Here is a 21,880-nt window from a genome sequence, read left to right as displayed (position 1 = left end):
GAGGCCTGCGAGCCTAGCGGCTCGGGCCGCCCTGTCAATAATAAGAAAGTTGTTTTCCTGTCAGGAAACGCGGAGCAGAGCGGCCGGATATGTCCGGGGGATCAACTTCGCGGATAGATGATGATCGACAGCAGGCGCAGCGGCAATTCCTCGAGGGTTTCCGGCCCGTGCGGTGCGGCCGCATCGAAAAAGAGGGAGTCGCCGGGGCCCATGTCGATCACGCGGTCGCCGTGGCGATAGCGCACGCGGCCTTCGAGCAGATGGATGAACTCTACACCTTCGTGCCGGAAGCTGCCGTACGGCTGGGCGCCCTCGCTCAGGGTCACCAGATAGGGCTCCACCGCAATGTCGCCGCCCAGAGAGTGGCCGAGGAGTTGATAGCGGTGGCCGGCCTTGCTGCCGCGCCGCTCGATGGTGACGCCCGCGCCGGCCGGCACATAGGAGGCGTCTCGACGTTCCTCGAATTTCTCGAAGAAGGCGGTGATGGGCACGTTCAAGGCGTGCGCCAGGGCCTGCAGGGTGTTGAGGGAGGGGCAGATGCCGCCGTTCTCGATCTTGGAGAGCATGCCGGCGGACAGCCCGGCCTGCCCGGCCAGTTCCACCACGGTCATTTCCTGCTGCTTGCGCAGACTGCGCACCTGCACGCCGATGGCTTCCTGCAGGCCGCCGTCGCGCGCGCGGGGCGCATTGGAGCCCGTGGTCAGATCCGGCTCCTCGCCGTTGCGCGGCGCCGGTTTGACCGGTGTCGACTTGCTTGGCGGCGGTTTGGCGGCCCGGTGAGTGTCCTTTCGTGTCCGCACCCCTGACTCTTTGCTCAACGCGAACTCCCCTTTACCTATTCCTCTTATAGTATGGCGCGCAGCGACGGGGGAAGGTAAATCCCCCGGCTCGAACCACTTGGGACTATAGCAGAAGCGATGATCCCTTGCGCATTTCATGGGCGTCGCTGGCAGCAGGAGGGTGCCGGCCACGTGACTTGGCGCAGCACGCGGCCGCCACGTGAGATCAGCTTCCGCTTGTCGGGCCGCAGGATCGTGCAGTACCCATAACCCGTTGACAGCGTGCAAGCTCCTGTACAAGGGTTTCAGGCTCCGACACATGATCGGCGAAGGCGCCCGCGCGCCGAAGACAAATCGCACAAGGTCGCAGCAAGCGGCTGCACTCAACCGGGAGGAACGAAAGATGAAGACCACCGCGACGGCTTTGGCTGTGGGTAGCTGTGCGTTCGCTCTTGCACTGGCGACGAGCAGTGCGATGGCGCAGGCAGAGTATCCGGAAGAGCCCATCACCTATGTGATTTCCTTCAACCCTGGCGGAGAATCCGACGTCACGGCCCGTTTCCAGGAGCCGCATCTCGAAGAGAGCCTCGGCGTCGATGTCGTCGTGACCCATCGGCCCGGCGGCGGCGGGGCCGTGGCCTGGAGCGACTTCCAGCGCAGCGCCGAGCCGGACGGCTATACGCTCATCGGCGTCAACCTGCCGCATATCGTGGCCCAGCCGATCCTGCGCGACGATGCGGGCTACGACACCTTCGATTGGGATATTGTGACCTGGTTCCACTTCACGCCCAGCGCTTTGGTCGTCTCCAAGAGCAGCCCTTTCGAAACGCTGGAGGACCTGGTGAGTTATGCGCAGGAGAACCCCCAGGTGGTGACCTTGGGCGGCAGCGGCACCTTCAGCGCCAATCACTTGGAAACCCTGCGTCTGGAGAATGAGGCCGAGATCGATCTGACCTATATCCCCTTCACCGGCACCGGCCCGCTGCCCTCGGCGCTGCTGGGCAACCATGTCTCCGCCTTGATGAGCTACACGGTGCTTGGCCTGCAGATGCCCGATGAGGTGCGCGTGCTGGCCGTCGCGGCCGAGGAGCGGGTTTCGACCTTGCCGGATGTGCCGACTTTCCGTGAACTGGGTTACGACATCGTCGGTGGCGCCTATCGCGGCGTTGCCGCGCCCAAGGGCACCCCGCCCGAGATCCTCGAAACCCTTGCCGAGGCCTTCGGCGAGACCAATGAGGCGATTCGGGAAAAGCAGGAACCGCTTGGCTTCGTCATGACCCATGAAACCGGGGAAGATGCGGTCGACCTGGTGGAAACCATGCGCCAGGCTTACGGTGACGTGATCGAGGCGGAAATGGGTAACTAGCCCGGATCACGACCAGACACGGGGCCGGGCAGGCACGATGGAGCTGTTTCTCGAGGCGCTGGTATCGATCCTGCAGCCGCACATGCTGCTGGTCATCTTCATCGGCGTCACCGCGGGGCTTTTCGTCGGCGCGTTGCCCGGCCTGACCGCCACCATGGCGCTGGCGGTCCTGCTGCCCTTCACCTTCACCATGGACGCTCTCCAAGGTCTCGTGGCCCTGGGCGCCGTCTATATGGGCACGATCTATGGCGGCTCCTTCGCCGCCATCCTGGTCAACACGCCGGGAACGCCCTCGTCCATCGCCACCACTTTCGATGGCTATCCCATGGCCAAGCAGGGCCGGGCCTATGAGGCGATTTGCGCCGCCACTGTGGCCTCGGTGATCGGGGGGGTGCTCGGGGTCTTGGCCCTGCTGCTGCTGGCGCCGCCGCTGGCGCGCATGGCGCTTTTCTTCGGGCCGGCGGAGATGTTTTGGGTCGCCATCCTCGGCCTCACCTTGATAGCGGCCCTCTCCGAAGGCTCCCTGCTCAAGGGCCTGTTGGGCGGCTGCATCGGCATGATCCTCGGCACCATCGGCGTCTCGCCCGTGGGCGGGGAGAGCCGCTTCACCTTCGGCATCCCGGCCATGCAGGGCGGGGTGGAACTGATCGTGGCGCTGATCGGGCTCTTTGTGGTGCCCGAACTGCTCTTGATGGCAACCCGCGGCCGCGCCGCCATCGATGCCGCCGGCATGAAGACCGGGGCGCGCGAAGGCATGGCGATCTTCCTGCGCACCGCGCGCGCCGTGCTCGCCAAGCCCGTGAACCTCATCCGCTCTGCCGTGATCGGACAGGTGATCGCCATCATTCCCGGCGCCGGCGGCTCGATCGCTTCGCTGGTCTCCTACGATGCCGCGCGGCGCAGCTCCAAGCGGCCGGAAACCTTCGGGCGCGGCAATGTCGACGGGCTGGTGGCCTCGGAAACAAGCAACAACGTCATGGTCGCCGGCAGCATGGTGCCGCTGCTCACCCTGGGCATTCCCGGCGCTCCGCCGGATGCGATCATCCTCGGCGTGATGATGCTGCACGGTCTGCGCCCCGGCTTCGAGCTCTTCAGCACCAGTGGCGTGCTGACCAACGGCTTCATCCTCTCCATGGGCGTGGCAGCGCTGCTGATGCTGCCCGTCGGCCTGCTGGGCGGGCGGGTGATCTATCGCATCGTGGTGGGCACGCCCTACTTCTTCCTCGTGCCCAGCATCGCCCTGGTGACGATCCTTGGCACCTATGCCCTGCGCAACTCCATGGTCGACGTGCTGATCATGCTGGGCCTGGGCGTGGTCGGTTACCTGCTGCGCAACATCGGCATCGGATCGGCCCCCATCGTCCTCGGCCTCATCCTGGGCGGGATTGCCGAGATGGGCTATGTGCAGTCGGTGCTGGGCGGCATGGCCTACAGCGTGCCGCAGCTGCGCCTGGTGGAAAACCCCCTGTCGCAGATCCTGGTGCTGCTCGTGGTGCTCGCCGTGGGCGCCCCCATGGTGGGCGCCTGGCGCCGGCGGCGGGTCGGCAAAGAGCGGGACGCGGGGGGCGAGACATGAACCTGCGGGTCAACAGCGATCTCTGGGCCGGCTTCCTCGGGCTCGTCTTTGCGGCGGGCTTCTGGTTCTCCATGGGCCGCCTGTCGAACCTCAGCGCCGTCTTTCCCGAGACCATCCTGCTGCTCACCGCCGTGATCTCGGTGGCGCTGCTGGTCAAGGGTCTCCTCAATCCCGACATGCGGGTGCTCTTCGAGGAGGGCAACCGCCTGCGCCTGGTCGTCGTCACCCTGATCCTCTTCGCCTGGTGGTGGGGCATCGGCTTCCTGGGCTTCGTCGCCGCGAGCCTGATCGCGTTCTTCCTTTTGGTCTGCTACCTGGCCGCGGCGCAGCGGCAGGTGACCTGGAAGCTTGCCGGCATCTGGGCCTGTGTGGTGGTGGCGGAGGTTGCCTTCTTCTATATCGTGTTCAACAAGCTGCTCTATGTGCGGCCCCCGCGCGGGCTGCTGTTCTGATCCAGGCGGAGACAAAGATGAGTTATCGCATCGCGCTGATCCCGGGGGACGGGATCGGCCAGGAGGTGATCCCCGAGGGTGTGCGGGTGCTGCAGGCCTTGGCCGGCGATTTCGGCTTTGCGCTGGAGTTCGCCGAGTTCCCCTACTCCTGCCAGCACTACCTGGACCACGGCGCGATGATGCCGCCCGACGGGATCGAGCAGCTCAGCCGCTTCGACGCCATTTTCCTGGGTGCCGTGGGCGCGCCTGGCGTGGCCGATCACGTCTCGCTCTGGGGCCTGCTGGTGCCGATCCGGCGCGAGTTCGACCAGTACGTCAACCTGCGCCCGGTCAAGCTGCTGCCCGGCGTTCGTTCGCCGCTGGCCGACCGCAAGCCGGAGGAGATCGACTTCCTCGTGGTGCGTGAGAACACCGAGGGCGAGTACTCCACCATCGGCGGGCGCGTCTTCGAGGGCACGGAGCGCGAGGCCGTGCTGCAGCAGTCCGTCTTCACCCGCCACGGCGTTGACCGCATCCTGCGCTATGCCTTCGAGGCGGCCAAGGCGCGGCGCGGCAAGCTGGCCTCGGCCACCAAGTCCAACGGCATCATCCACACCATGCCCTACTGGGACGAGCGGGTGGCGGCCATGGCAAAGCACTATCCGCAAGTCGAGGTCAGCCAGTTCCACATCGACATCCTGACCGCCCACTTCGTGCAGCATCCCGACTGGTTCGACGTGGTGGTGGGCTCCAACCTCTTCGGCGATATCCTCTCCGACCTGGGCCCGGCCTGTGCCGGCGGCATCGGCATCGCGCCCTCGGCCAACCTCAACCCGGAAAAGCGCTTCCCCTCGATGTTCGAGCCGGTGCACGGCTCCGCTCCCGATATCGCAGGGCAAGGCATTGCCAACCCCATCGCCACGCTCTGGACCGCGCAGATGATGCTCGACTTCCTGGGAGAGGCGAGGGCGGCCGCCGCGTTGATGGGCGCCATCGAGGCGGTCTGCGCCGAGGGCAAGACGCTGACCCGCGATCTCGGCGGCACGGCTTCGACCCGCGAAATGACCGATGCGGTGCTTGCGAAGCTGTAGGGGCAGACCTCAGGCCGTAAAGATGCTGCGCCCGTCGACCACGCTGCGCAGCACCTGCCCCTGCACCGGATGGCGGTCGTAGGGGGCGTTCTTGGATTTCGAGAGGAAGCGGTCGGGATCGATCACCCAGGGGCGCTCCGGATCGAAGAGCACCAGGTCCGCCGGCGCGCCAGGGGTGAGCGCGGCGTGGCCTTGCAGGATGCCGGCCGGGGTGGCCGTGAGCCGGCGCAGCAGGTCCAGCAGCGACAGCCGCCCCTGATGCACCAGCGCTAGGGACAGCGGCAGCAGCGTCTCCAGACCGGCCATCCCCCACTCCGCATGGGCGAAGGGCAGGCGCTTGGCGTCCTGGTCTTGAGGTGCGTGGTCGGAGCAGATGGCGTCGATGGTGCCGTCGGCCACCGCGGCGGCAACCGCTTCCCGATCGGATTCGCTGCGCAGCGGCGGCATGACCTTGGCGAAGCTGCGATAGTCGCCCACCGCGTTCTCGTTCAGCGTGAAGTAGTGCGGCGCCGTATCGCAGGTGACCGCCAAGCCCTTGGCCTTGGCGCGGCGGATGGCTTCCACGGCCTCTGCGGTGGAGATCAGGGATGCGTGGTAGCGCCCGCCGGTCATCTCGACCAGACGCAGGTCGCGCTCCAGCAGCATGACCTCGGCCAGGGGTGGGATGCCGGAAAGCCCGAGCCGGGTGGCGAGCTCGCCGCCGTTCATCATTCCGCCGCTCAATGCCGGTTCCTGCGGCAGTTGCAGGATCACCGTGTCGAAGGCGGTGGCATAGGAGAGCGCGCGGCGCAGCACCTGCGCGTCGGCCAGGGGCTTCACGCCGTCGGTGAAGCCGCGGGCGCCATACTCGTGCAGCAGGCCGATTTCGGTGATCTCCTGCCCCTCCAGCCGGCGGGTGAGGGCGGCGTAGGTGTAGACCTTGACCAGCTTTTCTTCGCGCGCACGCCGGGCGACGAACTCCACGCCGGCCACGTCGTCCACCGGCGGGTCGGTGTTGGGCAGGGCCACCATTGAGGTGATGCCGCCGGCCGCCGCCGCGCGGCTGGCGCTGGCGATGGTCTCCTTGTGCTCCTGGCCGGGCTCGCGCAGCTGCACGCGCATGTCCACAAGGCCCGGCGCCAGGCAGGCGCCGGCGCAGTCGACAGTGGCAATGCCCTCGGGCACCCCCTCGTTGAAGAGCTGCGGGCCCAAGTCGGCAATGCGGCCGCCTTCGGTCAGCAGCGCGCCCGGGGCATCCAGGCCACTCTCCGGGCAGAGCAGGCGGGCGTTCAGGTAAGCAACGCGCGCGCTTCGCGCTGGTGCAGTCGCTGACTCCTGGACCATCAGGCGCGTCCTTCTTCCGGCGGGGCCGTGCCGCGCAATAAAGCGTGCAGGCAGGCCATCCGCACCGCCACGCCCATGGCCACCTGGGTGCGGATCAGGGAGCGGTCGATGTCGTCGGCCAGCTCGCTGTCGATCTCCACACCGCGGTTCATCGGTCCCGGGTGCATGATCAGCGCATCGGGCTTGGCCAGGGCCAGCTTCTCCCGGTCCAGGCCGTAGAAGCGGAAGTACTCCCGCACGGAAGGCACGTAGGAGCCCTGCATGCGCTCGTTCTGCAGGCGCAGCATCATGACGATGTCCACATCGGCGAGCCCGGTGCGCATGTCGTGATAGGCGGTGACGCCGAAGCGTTCGATGCCCGAGGGCAACAGCGTCGGCGGCCCGATTACCCGCACGCGCGCGCCCATGGTGGTGAGCAGGTGGATGTTGGAGCGCGCCACCCGGCTGTGCAGCAGGTCGCCGCAGATCGCCACGGTCAGGCCGGCGAGACGGCCGCGGCGCTGGCGGATGGAAAGCGCGTCCAGCAGTGCCTGGGTCGGATGTTCGTGGCTCCCGTCGCCGGCGTTGATGACGGCGCAGTCCACCTTCTCACTGAGCAGCGACACCGCACCGGAGTCCGGGTGACGCACCACCAGCAGGTCTGGGCGCATTGCGGTGAGCGTCATGGCGGTGTCGATCAGCGTCTCCCCCTTCTTGATCGAGGAGGAGGCCACCGACATGTTGATCACCTCGGCGCCCAGGCGCTTCGCCGCCAGCTCGAAGGAGGTGCGGGTGCGCGTCGAATTCTCGAAGAAAAGGTTGATGACCGTGTGTCCCGCCAGTAAGGCGGAAGGCCGATGCGCGCGCGGGTCCTCTGCGGCATAGTGATCGGCGAGGTCGAGAAGAAAGGCGATTTCGCTCCGGCTCAGGCCTTCGATGCCGAGCAGGTGGCGGTGCGGAAAGCCGGAGCTTCCGACTGAGGTCTGTGCCGCTGTCATCGAGGGGCGGTTATCGCACCGCGGCGCGCAGGGTGCAAGGCGCCAAGGTGCAAGCATGAGAAGGGGCGGCGTGGGCGTGAGGCAGGACGGGTGAAGGGCATCAGGGGGCGAGTGCGCCGCTTCTACCAGCGGCAAGGCCGGCGCATCCGCAAGGCCGCCCTCATTCTGGTTGTGCTGGTGCTGGGCCTGCCGCTGCTGCTGACGCTGACCTATTCCCTTGTCCCGCCGCCGGGCACGCCCTTGATGATCCTTAGGCTCTTCGAGGGGGAGGGGCTGGCAAAGCGCTGGCGCTCACTGGAAGAGATCTCTCCCAACCTGCGCTTTGCCGTGATCGCCGGCGAGGACAACCATTTCTGCAGCCACGGCGGGTTCGACTTCGCGTCCTTGCGTGAGGCCTGGTCCGAGCGCCAGTCGGGCGGGCGCTCGCGCGGCGCCAGCACACTCTCGCAGCAACTGGCAAAGAATCTCTTTCTCTGGCCCGGCGGCGGCTTCCTGCGCAAGGGCGTCGAGGCCTACTTCACGCTCTATCTGGAAACCCTGCTCTCGAAGCAGAGGATCCTGGAGCTCTATCTCAACGTCGCTGAATGGGGCCCGGGCGTCTATGGTGCCGAGGCGGGCGCGCAGGCACACTTCGGCAAGGCGGCGGCCCATCTCTCCAGCCGGGAGGGTGCCCTGATGGCTGCCGTGCTGCCCAACCCCCGGCGGTGGGCGGCCGGGCGGCCGAGCGACTACATCTCGCGCCGCGGCGGCACGCTGCAGACCCGGGTGCAGCAGTTGGGGCCGCTGCTGGACTGCGCGCGCTGAGCCGCCCTCAAGCGCCCTCCGGCACCGCTTCGAAGGCGCGGTCGTGGGTGAGCGCCGGCACCATGCGCCGGGCTTCGGCGACCAGCGCCGGGTCGATGCGGGCCGTTACCACGCCGGGTTCCGAGCCGGCGTCGGCCAGGACCTCGCCCCAGGGCGCTACGACCAGGGAATGGCCGTAGGTCTGGCGGTCGGCGACATGGGTGCCGCACTGCGCCGGAGCGAAAACGAAGCAGCCGGTCTCGATGGCCCGGGCGCGCTGCAGCACATGCCAGTGCGCCTGTCCGGTGAAGGCGGTGAAGGCTGCCGGCACCGAGATGAAGGAGGCCCTTGCCTTGGCGAGATTGCGGTAGAGCGCGGCGAAGCGCACATCGTAGCAGATCGTCAGGCCCAGGCGGCCCCAGGGCAGGTCGGCAACCACGGCCTGCTCGCCGGGCCGGAAGGTGTCGGACTCCCGGTAGCTCTGTCCGTCGGGGATGTTGACGTCGAACATGTGAATCTTGTCGTAGCGCGCGGCGACCTGCCCCCGGGGGTCGAAGAGCATGCTGCGGTTGGCGGCCTTGTCCGGGCCGAGGCGCACCGACAGCGAGCCGATCAGCAGCCAGATGCCCAGTTCTTGCGCCAGTGCGGAGAAGGCCGGGATCGCGGGATGGCTTTCCTCCGGCAGTGCCGCGGCCAAGGTGGCCTCGCGGCTGGGCGACATCAGCGTTGTGTTCTCCGGCGTGAGCACGAAGTCCGCGCCCTGTCCGGCCGCCTCGCGGATCATCTGCGAAGCGGCGGCGATGTTGTCCGCGAGGACGTCGCTGCTGTTGGTCTGGACCAGGCCGACGGTGAAGGCCTCGCTCATGCCGCGCTTCCCTGCAACAGGGGATCGAGATCACCCTTCTGCTCCAGGGCATAGAGCTCATCGCAGCCGCCGACGTGGTGCTCGCCGATGAAAATCTGCGGCACGGAGTTGCGCCCGCCGGCCCGCTCGCGCATGGCCGCGCGTACCTTGGCGCTGCCGGCGTCGATCTCTTCGTAGGCGACGCCCTTGCGGTCGAGCAGCTTCTTGGCGCGGCTGCAGAAGGGGCAGAGGAAGGTGGTGTAAATCTCGATCTTTGGCATGGTGTCCTGTCGATTCCGTTCAAAAAGATACCGTCACCATATAGGAAGCCCGCGCCGCAGCGAAACCGGCGGCGGTGTGTATGGGGAGCAGTTCAGTCCCGCGCAGGGCGCACCACGCGGGCCAACGTGAGCACGTCGACCGCCCGGGCATCGGCACGATAGAGCGCCCGGGTACAGGCGCTCAGGGTGGCGCCGGTGGTGTAGACATCATCGATCAACAGCACGTGCCGGCCGTCCAACTGCGCCCGGTGCCGGGGATGAACCGCAAAGGCGCCGGCCACGTTGCGCCTGCGCTGTGCCAGAGAGAGATGCCCTTGGGAGGGCGTGTTGCGCCGGCGCAGCAGCAGGTCGGGCACCACGGCGCAATTGCTGCGCCGGCCCAGCGCCTGCGCCAACAGTGCCGATTGGTTGTAGCGCCGGGCGAAGAGCCGGCGCGGGTGCAGTGGTACCGGCGCCAACAGCTCGGCGCGGCGCAGCAAAGGGTCTCCGGCTCGAGCCATCCAAACGGCCAGGGTATCTGCCGCTTCGGTGTAGTCCGCGTGCTTGAAGCGCAGGATCATGCCTTTGCTGGCATCATCATAGGCCAGCGCCGCTCGGGCCTTCTCCCAGGGCGGCGGCCGGCGCAGGCAGGCGCCGCAGAGGCTGCCGTCCGGCTGGCTGTGCGGGAAGGGCAGGCCGCAGGCATCGCACTGCGGGTCGGCAAGCAGGGTCAGTCCCTGCCAGCACGCGGGGCAGAGCGTGCGCACCTCGGTGACCACGAGGCCGCAATTGAGACAGCGTGGCGGCAGCACGGCATCGAGCAGGCCACGCCCCGCAAGACGCAGCAGCCGCAGCGCCTCCCGGGACTTGGCCGTGTTCATGCCCCGCTCATGCCGGGCACATCCGGGCTTTTCCCCGGCCGGTCGCTGCTTCATATCTGGGGGTATGAGCGAGATGTTGGTTTTCGATCGGGCGGCTGTTCGCCGCAACCGGGATAGGGCCGCGCCCGACTGGCCGAACCACGATTTTCTGGTGGCCGAGGCGGCCGAGCGCCTGCTCGAGCGGCTGGAAGAGGTGCGCCGCAGCTTTCCCCTTGCGCTCGACCTGGGATGCCACGGCGGCACCCTGGCGCCGCGCCTGCTGGGACAGACAGGTGTCGAGCGGGTGGTGCAGTGCGACCTCTCGCCGGCCATGGCGCGGCAGGCTGCGACCAACGGCCAGCCGGCGCTGGCAGCGGATGAGGAGTTTCTGCCCTTCGCGCCGGAGAGCTTCGATCTGGCGGTCAGCCTGCTGTCTCTGCACTGGGTGAACGACCTGCCCGGCGCCCTGCTGCAACTGCGCCGCGCCTTGAAGCCTGACGGTCTTTTTCTGGGCGTGATGCTGGGGGGCGACAGTCTCCATGAGCTGCGCGCTTCGCTGATCCTGGCGGAGAGCGAACTGCGGGGCGGAGCAGCGCCGCGTGTCTCCGCCTTTGCCGAACTGCGTGACCTGGCGGGGCTGTTGCAGCGCGCCGGCTTTGCCATGCCGGTGGCCGATCGGGAAAGCCTTGCCGTCACCTATGCCGACCCCATCAAGCTGCTGCGCGAACTGCGCGGCATGGCAGCGGCCAATGCGCTGATCGAGCGGCCGCGAGGCGGTTTGCGGCGGGATGTACTGGCGCGGACCTTCGAGATCTATGCGGAGCGTTTCGGCACGAGCGAGGGGCGGCTGCCGGTCACGTTCGAGTTTCTTTGGGCCGTGGGGTGGGCGCCCCACGCCGAACAGCCTAAGCCCCTGCGGCCCGGCAGCGCCGCCGCCCGTCTGGCCGATGCGCTGGGCAGCGCGGAACAGGGCAGCGGCGTCCCCGTCGTGCCGCCGGACAAGCATTGAGCGCTGGAGGCGTGGCGCCATCATCTTCTCCGCAATTCAAAACAGCATATAATCTCCCTATAATTACTATAAGGGGTGATGTGCCATACGCAAGCGTCGCTCAAACAAGCCATCGACGCGGCAAGGGAGCAAATGCGGCCTTATTTTAGAACTGTTCTAAAAACAGCTTGTGTCGGCTTCGCCAGACCCCATATCTGATTCAGAACAAGGCGCGCCGGCGAGGTTCCTGTTTCGCTGGTGCTTCACTGAAGTGAAGGAGGGTAATCATGGCTTTGAACACCGGTATGTCAGAGGAAGATCGTAAGGCCGTGGCGGCGGGGCTGTCCCGCGTGCTGGCCGACAGTTACACGCTCTATCTCAAGACCCACAACTTCCACTGGAACGTGACCGGCCCCAACTTCCAGTCGCTGCACAACCTTTTTGAGACGCAGTACACTGAACTGGCCGCGGCCGTGGATGAGATCGCCGAGCGCATCCGCACCTTGGGCCAGCCGGCACCGGGCAGCTACAAGGCCTTCGCCGAACTGACTTCCCTGCAGGAGGCCGAGGGCGTGCCGAGCTGGAAGGAAATGGTCGAAGCCCTACTGGCCGACAACGAGACCACGGCGCGCAGCATCCGTTCTGTCTTCCCGACGGCGGAAGCGGCCAATGACGAGGCCTCCCTCGACCTTCTTACCCAGCGCCTGAGCGCGCACGAGAAGGCAGCCTGGATGCTCCGCGCCCACCTGGGCTGACCGGGAAGTCCTCAATCGCGATCGAGGGCGTCGCTTTCGCCATCGATCGCGTCCTGCAACTGGCGCATGAAGACCGCCCGGTTCAGGCCGGGGGGGATGGGCGGCAGCACCTTCAAGCGAATGGTGCCGGCGCGCTTGTTGAAGGCGCGTCGGCCCCAGTAGTGTCCGGAGTTGAGCGCGATCGGAATCACCGGCTCGCCCAGCGCCCGATAGAGTGCCGCGATCCCCGGCTGGTAGCGGCGGCGCTGGCCGGGGGCGGTGCGGGTTCCCTCCGGAAAGATCACCACTTGCCGACCGGCGTCCAGGCACTCCCTGGCCTGGCGCAGCAGCCCCTGCAGCGCCGCAGCACCGCCCGTGCGGTCAACGGCGATCATGTCCAGGTGGCGCAGATACCAGCCGAAAAGCGGGATGCGCAGCAGTTCGCGCTTCAGCACCATGGCCGGTGCGGGCAGCAGCAGCATGAAGATCAGCGTGTCCCAGGCCGACTGATGCTTGGAGGCGATGACGGCCGCGCCCTGCGGCAGCCGGTGGCCCCCCTCGATGCGATAATCGAGGCTGCAGATGACTCGCAGGCCGCCATAGAGCAGCCGCACCCACAGCCGTCCGCCGGCCCAGAGGTAGCGCGGCGGCAGGGCGAGCAGCGGCAGGTAGACGATCGCCAGGGTCAGGCTGAGCAGCATGAAGTATAGGTTGAATAGCAAAGATCGCAGGGGAGTCACGTGGAGGACCCTCCCCAGAGATTAGGGCTGAATTCTTCCGGCAACCTGCGCAAGCTCGCCGCCAGGTACTTGAGGTACTCCATGGTGATCAAGGTGGCTGTCGGCCTGTGTTGCCACCAACGATCCAGCCGCGTGGTTTCCGCCAGCACCGGCTCCTCCAGGATCTCCACGCCCGGCAGGTAGCGCGACAACTCGAGCCGCGCGCGGGGCATGTGATAGGCTGCCGTGACCAAGCGCAGGCTGCGGATCTGGTGTGTGGCCACCCACACCGCGGTTTCTTGTGCATTGCCGATGGTGTTGTCGGCCTCGTAGCCGAGCTCGATGCAGCAGCGCATTTCCTCCGGCGAGCGCTGGGCCAGTGCCAGCAGTTCTTCTACTTCCACGCCACGATAGACCCCGGAAATCAGCAAGCGTTCCGCCCGATCATCGGCGAGCAGCTCGAAGCCGCGGTCGATCCGTCCCGCCCCACCGGTGAGCACCACGATCGCGTCGGTGACGTGCTCGGGCGCCTGAGCGGTTCGGGGCAACTGTGCGGCGAAGTGAAACAGGCCGGCCAGCACGCCAAGCAGCACCAGCAAGGGCACCAGCCAGGCAAGGACGAAGAGCAGGCGTGTGATACGGCGTGCCGGCATCAGGGCATCCGGCCGAGGGTACGCAAGACGGTCACGCGCGCGGTCAGCCAGGCGATGCCGGCGGCCAGCAGCGGCAGCAAGGCGAGCAGCACTAGGAGTACGGGGCCGATTTCGAAGGCGGGCAGCAGCGCCAGAGTGGTGGGCGAAACCGCCCACTGCAGTGCCCCATAGCAGAGCGCCGCCACCGCCAGCCCGAGCAGCCCGCCCTTGAGGCCGAGCCAGAGGGCGTGGGTCTGGAAACGCCCGGCGATCTGCACGTCGCGTGCGCCCATCAGGTGCAAGAGTTCGATGACCGGCCGGTGGACCGCCAGGCCGGTTCGGGTGACGAAGACCACGGTCACCACCGCCGCGGCGCCCACCAGCAACAGCAGAAAAAGCGCCAGGATCTCGAGGCCGCGTGTCAGGTTGAGCAGGCCGCCGATCCAGGCCTGATGATCGTCCACCTCGGCATCGGGAAACTCGTTCTGCAGCCGTTGGCGCATTTCGGCTGCGAGCGGGGCGGGATCGCCGCTGTGCCGAACGGTGATGAGGGTCGGCAGCGGCAGGGCGGCATCATTTGCCGCTGCGCCCAACCAGGGTTCCAGCAGCGCGGCCGCCTCTGCGCGCTCCAGCGTCTCCACGCTGCGCACGGCCGGCAGATCACGCAGGAGCGCCGCGGCCTGCTCGGCCCGGCTTGCCGCTGTCGGGGCATCCTCACGCACCAGCGGCGGAAGCTGTACGGTGATCTGCCCCGAAAGCCCGCCGTTCCAGCGCGCCGCCGTCTGCCGCAAGGCGTCGGCCCCGACGAGAGCCAGGGCAGCGAGGAAGACCATGAAGGCGATTAGCCAAGGCAGAAAGCGGGCGGAGGCGTCGCCGGCAAGCGGCAGATCGCGCCGGCTGAGCTGGGTCAGTTCCGTGTCGCTCATGCCGGCCAATGGCCCCGTGATCCAGGGGAAAGCGGCCCAAGCCCTTCGCGTTCTTCGCCCGGCTGACCGGCAATCTGGCCATCCTCTAGGCGCAGCACCGGATGGCCCAGCCGCTCCACCATGGCCAGGTTGTGGGTGGCGAGCACGATGGTGGTGCCGTTGCGGTGGAGCTCCTGAAAGAGGTGCATCAGCCGCTGGCCGATGCGGTCGTCCACGCTGCCGGTGGGCTCGTCGGCGACCAGCAGATTGGGCCGGCCGACCAAGGCGCGGGCGATGGCCACGCGCTGCTGTTGACCGCCGGACAGCGTTTCCGGCGCGGCCCTCAGGTGATCGGCCAGGCCGACCCAGGACAGCAGCTCCTCCACTTTGGTGCGCAGGCTTGATTCGCGCTCACCGGCCAGACGCAGCGGCAGGGCCACATTGTCAAAGACGGAAAGGTGGCTGATGAGGCGGAACTCCTGGAACACCACGCCGATCTGCCGGCGCAGCCGCGCCCGTCCGTCGCGCGAGAGACGCGAAACGTCGCGGCCGAAGAGGGAGATGCGCCCGGCGCTGGGTTTCTGGCCCAGGTAGAGCAGCTTGAGCAGCGAAGACTTCCCGGCGCCGCTGGGTCCCACGAGGCAGTGGAATGATCCCGGCTCCAGATGCAGGGACAGGCCCGTGAGGATCTCAGGCCCCTGGCCATAGCGCAGGGTGACGTCCTCGAAGCGAACCAAGGGCCGGAATCCTCAGCTGGTTGACGGAAAGCCGCAAGATGGCACGGGGCCGAAAAGAGGTAAAGGCGCGCCATGCGGGCGCGTGTCACCCTCTTGGCAAGCGCGATCTCCGCGAGGCGTGAAAGGGATGAATGATCAAGACAGGAGGCGTGTCGTTTGCGAGAGCGTGGGCGGCTCGGTGCCACTCGGCTTGCGTCGCTGCGAGCGGCGCGATTATATGGCATTGTAACTAATGCAAACCGCGAACCGGGTGGCCGTGACACAAGCGATGATCCTGACCTGTCCCGCCTGCGACACCGCCTTCAAGGTGCGCGAGAGCGCCGTTACCTCGAAGGGGCGCAAGGTGCGTTGCAGCGCCTGCGGTCATGTTTGGTTGGCGACACGCCTGCCGGTCCCGGTTTCGCCGCGTCCTGCCGAACCGGTGTCCGAGTCGCAGGATTGGCAGTCCGCACCTCACTATCCAGGCCCCCACTTCGAGCGCGGCCAATCGCGCAGCGAAGCCCGTGTGCGCCTTGCCGGGGCTGAGCCGCCTCAAGGCCAAGGCATGACGGAATGGCAGGTTGCAGAGCAGGCCGAGCGGGAGCAGCACAAGCGACCGCGGCGGCGCAAGCTCTTCTTCCTGCTGTTGCTATTGTTCATTCCCCTGCTGGCGTGGCTTGGGCGCGAGCAAATCGTTAGAAGCGTTCCCGGCACCAGCGGCCTCTACGCCGCCTTGGGTGTGGAGGTAGCCTCTCCGCTGGATGGGCTCTCCCTGCAGAACATCAACCTTCTGCGGCGCAGCCTGGAGGGGCGTGACATGGTGGTGGTCGAGGGGACCGTGTCCAATGACGGCGATCGTGACGTGGCGCTGCCGCCGCTGCGTGCACATCTCCTCGATCGCTCTGGCAACCGGGTCCGCAGTTGGACCTTCGAGGCGGAGCGTTCGCGCTTGGCTGCCGGCGACAGCGTGTTGTTCCACACCCAAGCGGAAGATACCCCGGACGCGGTCACCATCGACCTGGATTTTCTCGATTCCGACGAGTCGGGAACACCCCGGGCCGGCTCCTGACCGCAAACGGCAAGCCAGCACATTCTCACCTCTCTACTATCCTGATGCCGGCGACATTCCAGTCGCAGAGGCGACAGGCCGCTTCCGCTGGGGCGCTGCGGCGTGGGGAAATGCGCGTGTTTGCGGCCCACCGGCTGGTCGCATTTAGGAAAGTTTCGGTCGCTATGTTGACAGGTTCGACAGGAATCCCTAGCGTCGCGCCATACGGCAATCCAGCCGTCGTAACGGCCCACGACCGTCAGGGGGCTCTTGCGCACAGCCGATGCACCGCGATTGGTGGTTGAGCGCAGCGTCCTTTTTTCTCCGTGAATGATGGTCGAGTGGCGAAACCGCACAGCGTGGTAGCGCGGAGGCGGCCTCTCCGAGGGGAGAGCCGGAAAGGCCTGCGTGACGCCGGTGGTCCCACGGACACCAAATCCACGCCGGGCCGATTGCGTGCATGCAAACTAGGGGAGGCGACATGCAGACCCTCAAGTCACGTTCGGATTCAGATCAGTCTTCGTCGAAAGTTGGCGGAAAGCAGAACTTCAACAACATCTACAATCAGGATGATCCACGCTCCTACTACCGCACACTGGGGCCGTTGGATTATCGGGTGGCGGACTATGCCCGCCCCATTGTCGAGGGCTGCCTGCGTGCGCTGTCGCAGATACGCGGCAAGCAGCGCCTGACCATCCTCGATCTCTGCTGCGGCTATGGCATCAATGGCAGCGTACTGCGCCACAGCGTGACCATGGCCGACCTTTACGATCACTACAGCGATCCGAAGCTGGATGGTCTGCCCAGTGAAGAGTTGGCAGAGGCTGATCGCCGCTTCTTCGCCCGCAACCGTCGCAACGGCTCCGCAGAGCTGGTGGGTGACATCGTCGGGCTCGATGTTGCTGACAAGGCGGTGCGCTATGCCGAAGAAACGGGTCTGATCGACCGTGGCGCGGCCATCAACCTGGAGCGCGAAGACCTGCCGCAGCGCCTGGCGCAGGAACTGGCCGAGGTCGACATCATCACGGTGACCGGCGGCATGGGCTACGTCACCGACGTGACCTTCCGCAAACTGCTTGAGGTGACGCCGGAAAAAGCGCGGCCCTGGATCCTGTCCTTCCCGCTGCGCGGCCTGGACCTTGCCCGATTCGACCGAGCCTTTGCTGACTTTGGGCTGGAAACCGAGGCCTGGGACAATCCGATTCCCCAGCGTCGCTTTGCCGACGACAACGAGCGTGAGCGCACCTTGCAGCGCTTGAAGGAGAACGACATCGACGCGCGTGCTGAGCAGCGCGACGGTCGGCTCTATGCTCACTGCTATCTGGCACGCCCAGCGCAGGAGAGGGTTTCCCTGCGCGGCCTGGTGGACCAGGCCGTGGCTGAAGCCGAGGACTGAGTGTTACGGACCACGCCTCCTGAGGGCGTGGTCCGCTCTACGTCTTTACCAATGCAATCCGGTCTAAGCAGCCATTAGCTTCAGATAGAGGCTGCGGTCGATGTTGCCGCCGGAGAGGATGACGCCAACCTTGCGCCCGGCTTGCTGCTCCCCCTCTTGCAACAGAGCCGCGAGGGCGGCGGCGCCGGCGCCTTCGGCCAGGTTGTGGGTGTCGCTGTAGTAGGCCTGCATCGCGGCGACGATCTCGGTGTCGCTCACGGTCACGATGCGCGCCACGCCGTCACGGATCATGGCAAAGGCATCCGGGTCGGGGATGCGCGTCGCCATGCCATCGGCAAGGGTGTTCGATGACTCGGTCGGCACCACTTCGCCGGCGCCATAGGACAGCGCATAGGCCGGCGCACCTTCCGCAACCACGCCGATGACCTCCGTCTTCAGGCCAAGCAGATCGCGCGTGCGGATGATGCCGCAGAGTCCCGAGCCCAGCCCAATGGGGCAGTAGACAGCGTCGAGCTCGCCGGCGCCACGAAACAGCTCCAGGGCATAGGTGGCGACGCCGCGAACCAGCTGGGGGTGGAAGGAAGGCACCATCTCCAAGCCGCGTTCGGTGGCAATTTCCTGGGCTTTCTGGCGGGCTGCCTCGAAATCGCGACCAGCCTCCACGAGTTCGGCACCGAAGGCACGCATGGCTGCGTTCTTCTCCACGGAGTTGCCTTCCGGCACACAGATGACCAGCGGCACGCCGACCCGGCGCGCGGCGAAGGCCAGCGACTGTCCATGATTGCCTCGGGTGGCGCTGACGATTCCGGCCGGCGGCGGATCCTGGCGCATGCGCCAGTCCATCCAGGTGAGGCCGCCACGCACCTTGAAGGCGCCGATGGGGCTGTGATTCTCGTGCTTGACCCAGACCTTGCAGCCAGCGCGCTCGGCCAGCAGTGGCCAGGCGATCTGGGGCGTGGGACTCATGGCCGCATGGACCAGGTCGCGTGCTGCTTCCAACTCCGTGAGATCGAACACTCTCTTTCCCCAGCTTTTGTTTAGATCACAGGCGCGTCAGACCAAATACACGTGGCCGCCGGCGAGATCGTGCAGCGCGGCGACCACGCGAAGCCGACCCTCGCGCACGCGCTGCGGCAGGATCGCGCCCTCGCTTTCTAGGAGACGGGCGTTGCGCCGCGCGTTCTCGCGTATGGCTTGATCGAGCAGTTTTTCGCCGTTCGCGCCTTCATCCTGTTGCCCGTTCAGATCGCGGACCACCGGCGTGATGCGGCCCACCAGCTTGTCGAGCTCTCCGGGAAAGCGAGCGTCACTTTCAACCGCATCCACCGCCGCGCTGACGGCGCCGCAGCCGCTGTGGCCCATGACCATGACCAAGGGAACCTGGAGGTATTCGACTGCGTACTCGATGCTGGCCAAGCCGTAGTCAGTGACGAAGTTGCCGGCCAGGCGGATGGTGAACAGCCCGCCGGGTCCCTGGTCGAAGACCAGTTCCGGCGCCACCCGGGAATCGGCGCAGGCCAGGACCACGGCGAAGGGCGCCTGGCCCGTGGCCAGTGCTTCGCGGTCGGCTGCCGGACCGTGCAGGTGCAGGTTCGCGGCATAACGGGAATTGCCTTCCATCAGGCGTTCCAGAGCCGCATCGGCGCTCAGGCTGGTGGGGGGAACGCCACTGGCCGCCATGAGCGCGTGCGGCAGGCCGGGCAAGAGCGCGGCCGCCCCGGCCGTCGCCAGCAGTCCGCGTCGTGTGAACTTGAACTGCATCGCTTCGCCCATCGCCCGTTCCCCCCGGTTAATTTTTGCGCGATTGATTTTTTGTTAGTACATCGCCTCCAGAACCCGGTCCGGCGGCGCGTGACCGTCGACGAAGGTCTTGATGTTGATCAGGACCTTTTCGCCCATGGCAATGCGCCCCTCGATGGTGGCCGATCCCATGTGCGGCAGCAAGACAACATTCTGCAGCTTCATCAGTTTGGGATTGACCGCAGGCTCGTGCTCGAAGACGTCGAGGCCGGCACCGGCCAGATCACCGGCGCCCAGCATGCGGGCCAAAGCGTTCTCGTCGATCACCTCACCGCGGCTGGTGTTGACGATGCTGGCGTCAGGCCGCAGCAGCTTCAAGCGCCGCGCCGAGAGAAGATGATAGGTCGCGGGAGTGTGTGGACAGTTGACCGAGATGATGTCCATGCGCGCCAGCATCTGGTCGAGGCTTTCCCAGTAGGTGGCCTCCAACTCGGTCTCGAGTGCTTCATGGACCCGCCGCCGGTTGTGATAGTGTACCGACAAACCAAAACCGCGCGCGCGCCGGGCGACGGCCTGGCCGATCCGGCCCATGCCGATGATGCCCAGGCGCTTGCCCCAGATGCGGTGGCCCAGCATCGAAGTCGGGCTCCAACCGTGCCACTTGCCGGAGCGCACCAGCCGCTCGCCCTCGCTCAGGCGGCGGGAGACGGCCAGGATCAGGGCCATGGTCATGTCCGCGGTGTCCTCGGTCAGGACGCCCGGCGTGTTGGTGACGGTGATGCCGCGTTGGCGCGCGGTCTTCAGGTCGATGTGATCGACACCGGTGCCGAAGGAGGCGATCAGGCGCAGCTGCGGCCCGGCGTGGCTCAGCACAGCGGCATCGATCCGGTCGGTGACCGTTGGCACCAGCACGTCGGCTACCTTGACCGCATCGATCAACTCCGCCTGGCTCATCGGTGTATCGTCGAGATTCAGCCGGCAGTTAAAGAGCTCCATCATCCGAGTCTCGATGACGTCCGGCAGGCGGCGAGTGACGATAACGAGGGGTTTGTTCATAGGGAGGATCCGCGTTCCTTGGCTGTGCCGGCGAGCGCCGCAATCGGCACCGGGACAGCTATCCTAACCGAGGCTTCGCCGGGCGTGTAGCAGTCACCGCCGGCTTTTGTCCATTCTCGACCCTTGACCGGAACGCGGCGGCGCGCCTAGCTAGCCCACATGCGCCTGCTGTTGTCCTTGTGCCTTTTCTCACTTCTCCTGCCCGCGCCGCTCTTCGCCCAAGCGGCTGACGGCGATCCGCCGGCTGTCAGTGAACCCCAGGAGGTCGTGCGACCGGGGCGCACCGGCCTGCCTTTGCCACGTTTCGTCTCGCTGCGCGCCAGCGAGGTCAATCTGCGGGCGGGACCGGGCTTCCGCTATCCCGTCGAATGGGTCTACCGCCGCAGTGGTCAGCCGGTCGAGGTGATCGACGAGTACGAGACCTGGCGGCGGATTCGCGACTGGGAAGGCACCGAGGGCTGGGTTCACCAGTCGATGCTGCAGGGTACGCGCACCGCCCGGGTGACCAGGGAAGGCCTGCTGCTGCGCCGGGACGCGGGCGACGATGCGCCGCCGGTGGCACGCTTGGAGGTGGGCGCGATCGGCCAGCTGCGCGGATGCGAGCGGACCTGGTGCCGCCTGGACTTCGCCGGGTTGCAAGGGTGGTTGCCGCGCGATGGTTTCTACGGTGCCTATATCGACGAGGCGTCGCTGGAGTGACTCACGGGTCCGGGCACCCACAGTCTCAGGGCCTGCGGCACCGTTTCAATCTTGGCCGGCAAGCGGGCAACGATGTCGCCGTCTGCCTGCAGTGGCTCGCCAGCTGGACCGTCAATGTGGATCTCTCGGGCGGTCAGGGTCTGAACGTCGCGCAGTTTCGGTAGCAGACCGAACAGCAGCGCCGCACCGTAGCGCAGCACCTGCAGGCGGCCACTGCGCGTCAAAACCACGACTTCGAGATCGGGCTGCGTCAAATCGGCAGCCGGCGCCATCAACAGCCGGCCGCCGTAATAGCGGCCATTGGCGACCACAGCAGAGGCCGCCGCGATGCGTCGGCCGTCGCACCGCAGGTCATAGCGGGGGAAAGAATAGTGCCCCAGCAGCTGCAGCGTCTTCAGCACATAGGCCAGCTTGCCCAGACGGCGCTTGAGGGGCAGGTTTACATCGGCGACTACCTGGGCATCGAAGCCGACACCCGCCATCATCACGAAGTAGCGGCCGTTCACCCGACCGAGGGTGATGGGCCGGGCATGCCCGCCGCAAATGTAGCGCCCGACACTCTCCGCATCGCAGCGCAGGCCGATTTCCGCCGCCAGGACGTTCGCCGTGCCCAGCGGCAGGATTGCCAGCGGCAGCTCCCGGGCCGAGGGGTTGGCCATGAGGCCGTTGATCACCTCATTGATGGTGCCATCGCCGCCGGCCGCCGCCACAATCGTGCCGGGCGACGGCTGCAGGCTGGCGACCAGACGCTCCGCATCGCCGCGCCGCGTAGTGGGCTGATCCTCGATTTCCACGCCCTGCCGGCGGAGGGCTGCGAGGAACCCGGCGTAGCGTCGGCGTCGGCGCTGACCGGCGATGGGGTTGTGGATGATGAGCAGGCGCTGCGGCTGCGCAGCAACCGTGGGACAGGGTGGGACAGGCCGGTCAGGAGGCGCGCTGGTCACCGGGTCTGCTTTC

The 21,880-nt window shown here is 66.8% G+C and carries 24 protein-coding genes; 10 read left to right on the top strand and 14 right to left on the bottom strand.

Translation table 11 applies throughout. The features are described from left to right. Positions 1-101: 101 nt before the first annotated feature. Positions 102-800: a helix-turn-helix domain-containing protein gene (locus P2G67_RS13095; RefSeq protein ID WP_322099708.1), complete on the bottom strand. Its 699-nt coding sequence runs from the start codon at positions 798-800 to the stop codon at positions 102-104. Positions 801-1,254: 454 nt separating this feature from the next. Between P2G67_RS13095 and P2G67_RS13090 the strand changes: the two genes are divergently transcribed. From P2G67_RS13090 to P2G67_RS13075, 4 genes are read left to right on the top strand one after another with little or no spacing between them, the layout of a single operon-like run. After that, a complete protein-coding gene (locus P2G67_RS13090; RefSeq protein ID WP_275823679.1) occupies positions 1,255-2,145 on the top strand; it encodes a Bug family tripartite tricarboxylate transporter substrate binding protein in 891 nt (296 codons plus the stop codon). A 37-nt stretch (positions 2,146-2,182) separates the two neighbouring features. Beyond that, positions 2,183-3,721: a tripartite tricarboxylate transporter permease gene (locus P2G67_RS13085; RefSeq protein ID WP_275823678.1), complete on the top strand. Its 1,539-nt coding sequence runs from the start codon at positions 2,183-2,185 to the stop codon at positions 3,719-3,721. Then, on the top strand, positions 3,718-4,173 hold the full coding sequence (locus P2G67_RS13080) for a tripartite tricarboxylate transporter TctB family protein (protein ID WP_275823677.1): 456 nt from the start codon (positions 3,718-3,720) through the stop codon (positions 4,171-4,173). Before P2G67_RS13085 ends, P2G67_RS13080 begins: the two co-directional genes overlap by 4 nt. Before the next feature lie 17 nt (positions 4,174-4,190). Next, entirely contained in the window at positions 4,191-5,243 is a 1,053-nt protein-coding gene (locus P2G67_RS13075; protein ID WP_275823676.1) for a tartrate dehydrogenase, read from the top strand. A 9-nt stretch (positions 5,244-5,252) separates the two neighbouring features. Here P2G67_RS13075 and pyrC read toward each other — a convergent pair whose 3' ends face one another. Both pyrC and P2G67_RS13065 read right to left on the bottom strand, forming a co-directional pair. Beyond that, positions 5,253-6,566: a dihydroorotase gene (pyrC, locus tag P2G67_RS13070; protein WP_275823675.1), complete on the bottom strand. Its 1,314-nt coding sequence runs from the start codon at positions 6,564-6,566 to the stop codon at positions 5,253-5,255. Continuing rightward, a complete protein-coding gene (locus tag P2G67_RS13065) occupies positions 6,566-7,543 on the bottom strand; it encodes an aspartate carbamoyltransferase catalytic subunit (RefSeq protein ID WP_275823674.1) in 978 nt (325 codons plus the stop codon). The genes pyrC and P2G67_RS13065 overlap by 1 nt, the downstream gene beginning before the upstream one ends. 90 nt (positions 7,544-7,633) lie before the next feature. Here P2G67_RS13065 and mtgA point away from each other — a divergent pair, with 90 nt between their 5' ends. Beyond that, positions 7,634-8,347 carry a monofunctional biosynthetic peptidoglycan transglycosylase gene (gene mtgA / locus P2G67_RS13060; RefSeq protein ID WP_275823673.1) on the top strand — a complete coding sequence of 238 codons (714 nt, stop codon included), beginning with the start codon at positions 7,634-7,636 and terminating at the stop codon, positions 8,345-8,347. Between the two features lie 7 nt (positions 8,348-8,354). Here the strand turns inward: mtgA and P2G67_RS13055 are convergent, their stop codons facing one another. From P2G67_RS13055 to P2G67_RS13045, 3 genes are all read right to left on the bottom strand, one after another. Further along, positions 8,355-9,191 carry a carbon-nitrogen hydrolase family protein gene (locus tag P2G67_RS13055; RefSeq protein WP_275823672.1) on the bottom strand — a complete coding sequence of 279 codons (837 nt, stop codon included), beginning with the start codon at positions 9,189-9,191 and terminating at the stop codon, positions 8,355-8,357. Next, positions 9,188-9,451 carry a glutaredoxin 3 gene (gene grxC, locus P2G67_RS13050; protein WP_275823671.1) on the bottom strand — a complete coding sequence of 88 codons (264 nt, stop codon included), beginning with the start codon at positions 9,449-9,451 and terminating at the stop codon, positions 9,188-9,190. Before grxC ends, P2G67_RS13055 begins: the two co-directional genes overlap by 4 nt. Positions 9,452-9,543: 92 nt before the next feature. Next, positions 9,544-10,311: a ComF family protein gene (locus P2G67_RS13045; protein WP_275823670.1), complete on the bottom strand. Its 768-nt coding sequence runs from the start codon at positions 10,309-10,311 to the stop codon at positions 9,544-9,546. 64 nt (positions 10,312-10,375) lie between these two features. Between P2G67_RS13045 and P2G67_RS13040 the strand changes: the two genes are divergently transcribed. Then, a complete protein-coding gene (locus P2G67_RS13040; protein ID WP_275823669.1) occupies positions 10,376-11,299 on the top strand; it encodes a methyltransferase domain-containing protein in 924 nt (307 codons plus the stop codon). Between the two features lie 266 nt (positions 11,300-11,565). Beyond that, the gene (locus P2G67_RS13035; RefSeq protein ID WP_275823668.1) at positions 11,566-12,033 is read left to right on the top strand and encodes a Dps family protein; all 468 of its coding nucleotides are present in this window, start codon (positions 11,566-11,568) and stop codon (positions 12,031-12,033) included. Between the two features lie 11 nt (positions 12,034-12,044). On the opposite strand, the gene P2G67_RS13030 is transcribed toward P2G67_RS13035, so the two are convergent. From P2G67_RS13030 to ftsE, 4 genes are read right to left on the bottom strand one after another with little or no spacing between them, the layout of a single operon-like run. Then, the gene (locus P2G67_RS13030) at positions 12,045-12,752 is read right to left on the bottom strand and encodes a lysophospholipid acyltransferase family protein (protein ID WP_275823667.1); all 708 of its coding nucleotides are present in this window, start codon (positions 12,750-12,752) and stop codon (positions 12,045-12,047) included. Further along, on the bottom strand, positions 12,749-13,384 hold the full coding sequence (locus P2G67_RS13025; protein WP_275823666.1) for a YdcF family protein: 636 nt from the start codon (positions 13,382-13,384) through the stop codon (positions 12,749-12,751). Before P2G67_RS13025 ends, P2G67_RS13030 begins: the two co-directional genes overlap by 4 nt. Beyond that, positions 13,384-14,289 (bottom strand): cell division protein FtsX, encoded by a 906-nt coding sequence (locus P2G67_RS13020; RefSeq protein ID WP_275823665.1) that lies wholly within the window; start codon positions 14,287-14,289, stop codon positions 13,384-13,386. Before P2G67_RS13020 ends, P2G67_RS13025 begins: the two co-directional genes overlap by 1 nt. Next, positions 14,286-15,005, bottom strand: a complete 720-nt coding sequence (gene ftsE, locus P2G67_RS13015; protein ID WP_275823664.1) for a cell division ATP-binding protein FtsE — start codon at positions 15,003-15,005, stop codon at positions 14,286-14,288. The genes P2G67_RS13020 and ftsE overlap by 4 nt, the downstream gene beginning before the upstream one ends. A gap of 232 nt (positions 15,006-15,237) precedes the next feature. On the opposite strand from ftsE, the gene P2G67_RS13010 reads away from it, so the two are divergent. Beyond that, a complete protein-coding gene (locus P2G67_RS13010) occupies positions 15,238-16,053 on the top strand; it encodes a zinc-ribbon domain-containing protein (protein WP_275823663.1) in 816 nt (271 codons plus the stop codon). Positions 16,054-16,513: 460 nt separating this feature from the next. Then, on the top strand, positions 16,514-17,428 hold the full coding sequence (locus P2G67_RS13005; RefSeq protein ID WP_275823662.1) for a class I SAM-dependent methyltransferase: 915 nt from the start codon (positions 16,514-16,516) through the stop codon (positions 17,426-17,428). A gap of 63 nt (positions 17,429-17,491) precedes the next feature. On the opposite strand, the gene P2G67_RS13000 is transcribed toward P2G67_RS13005, so the two are convergent. The 3 genes from P2G67_RS13000 to P2G67_RS12990 are packed head-to-tail and all read right to left on the bottom strand — an operon-like array spanning position 17,492 to position 20,224. Next, a complete protein-coding gene (locus P2G67_RS13000) occupies positions 17,492-18,445 on the bottom strand; it encodes a threonine dehydratase (protein WP_275823661.1) in 954 nt (317 codons plus the stop codon). A 36-nt stretch (positions 18,446-18,481) separates the two neighbouring features. Continuing rightward, entirely contained in the window at positions 18,482-19,201 is a 720-nt protein-coding gene (locus P2G67_RS12995) for a carbonic anhydrase (protein ID WP_275823660.1), read from the bottom strand. 42 nt (positions 19,202-19,243) lie between these two features. Beyond that, the gene (locus P2G67_RS12990) at positions 19,244-20,224 is read right to left on the bottom strand and encodes a 2-hydroxyacid dehydrogenase (RefSeq protein WP_275823659.1); all 981 of its coding nucleotides are present in this window, start codon (positions 20,222-20,224) and stop codon (positions 19,244-19,246) included. Between the two features lie 159 nt (positions 20,225-20,383). On the opposite strand from P2G67_RS12990, the gene P2G67_RS12985 reads away from it, so the two are divergent. After that, the gene (locus tag P2G67_RS12985) at positions 20,384-20,923 is read left to right on the top strand and encodes an SH3 domain-containing protein (protein WP_275823658.1); all 540 of its coding nucleotides are present in this window, start codon (positions 20,384-20,386) and stop codon (positions 20,921-20,923) included. Here P2G67_RS12985 and P2G67_RS12980 read toward each other — a convergent pair. After that, the gene (locus P2G67_RS12980) at positions 20,896-21,867 is read right to left on the bottom strand and encodes a diacylglycerol/lipid kinase family protein (RefSeq protein WP_275823657.1); all 972 of its coding nucleotides are present in this window, start codon (positions 21,865-21,867) and stop codon (positions 20,896-20,898) included. The two genes, P2G67_RS12985 and P2G67_RS12980, sit on opposite strands and share 28 nt — an antisense overlap. Positions 21,868-21,880 lie beyond the last annotated feature (13 nt).

This window comes from Aquibaculum arenosum (assembly GCF_029222965.1).
Taxonomy (GTDB): domain Bacteria; phylum Pseudomonadota; class Alphaproteobacteria; order Kiloniellales; family DSM-21159; genus Aquibaculum; species Aquibaculum arenosum.
Note: the sequence above shows the minus strand (reverse complement) of the source record. Positions and strands in the feature narration are given on the sequence as shown.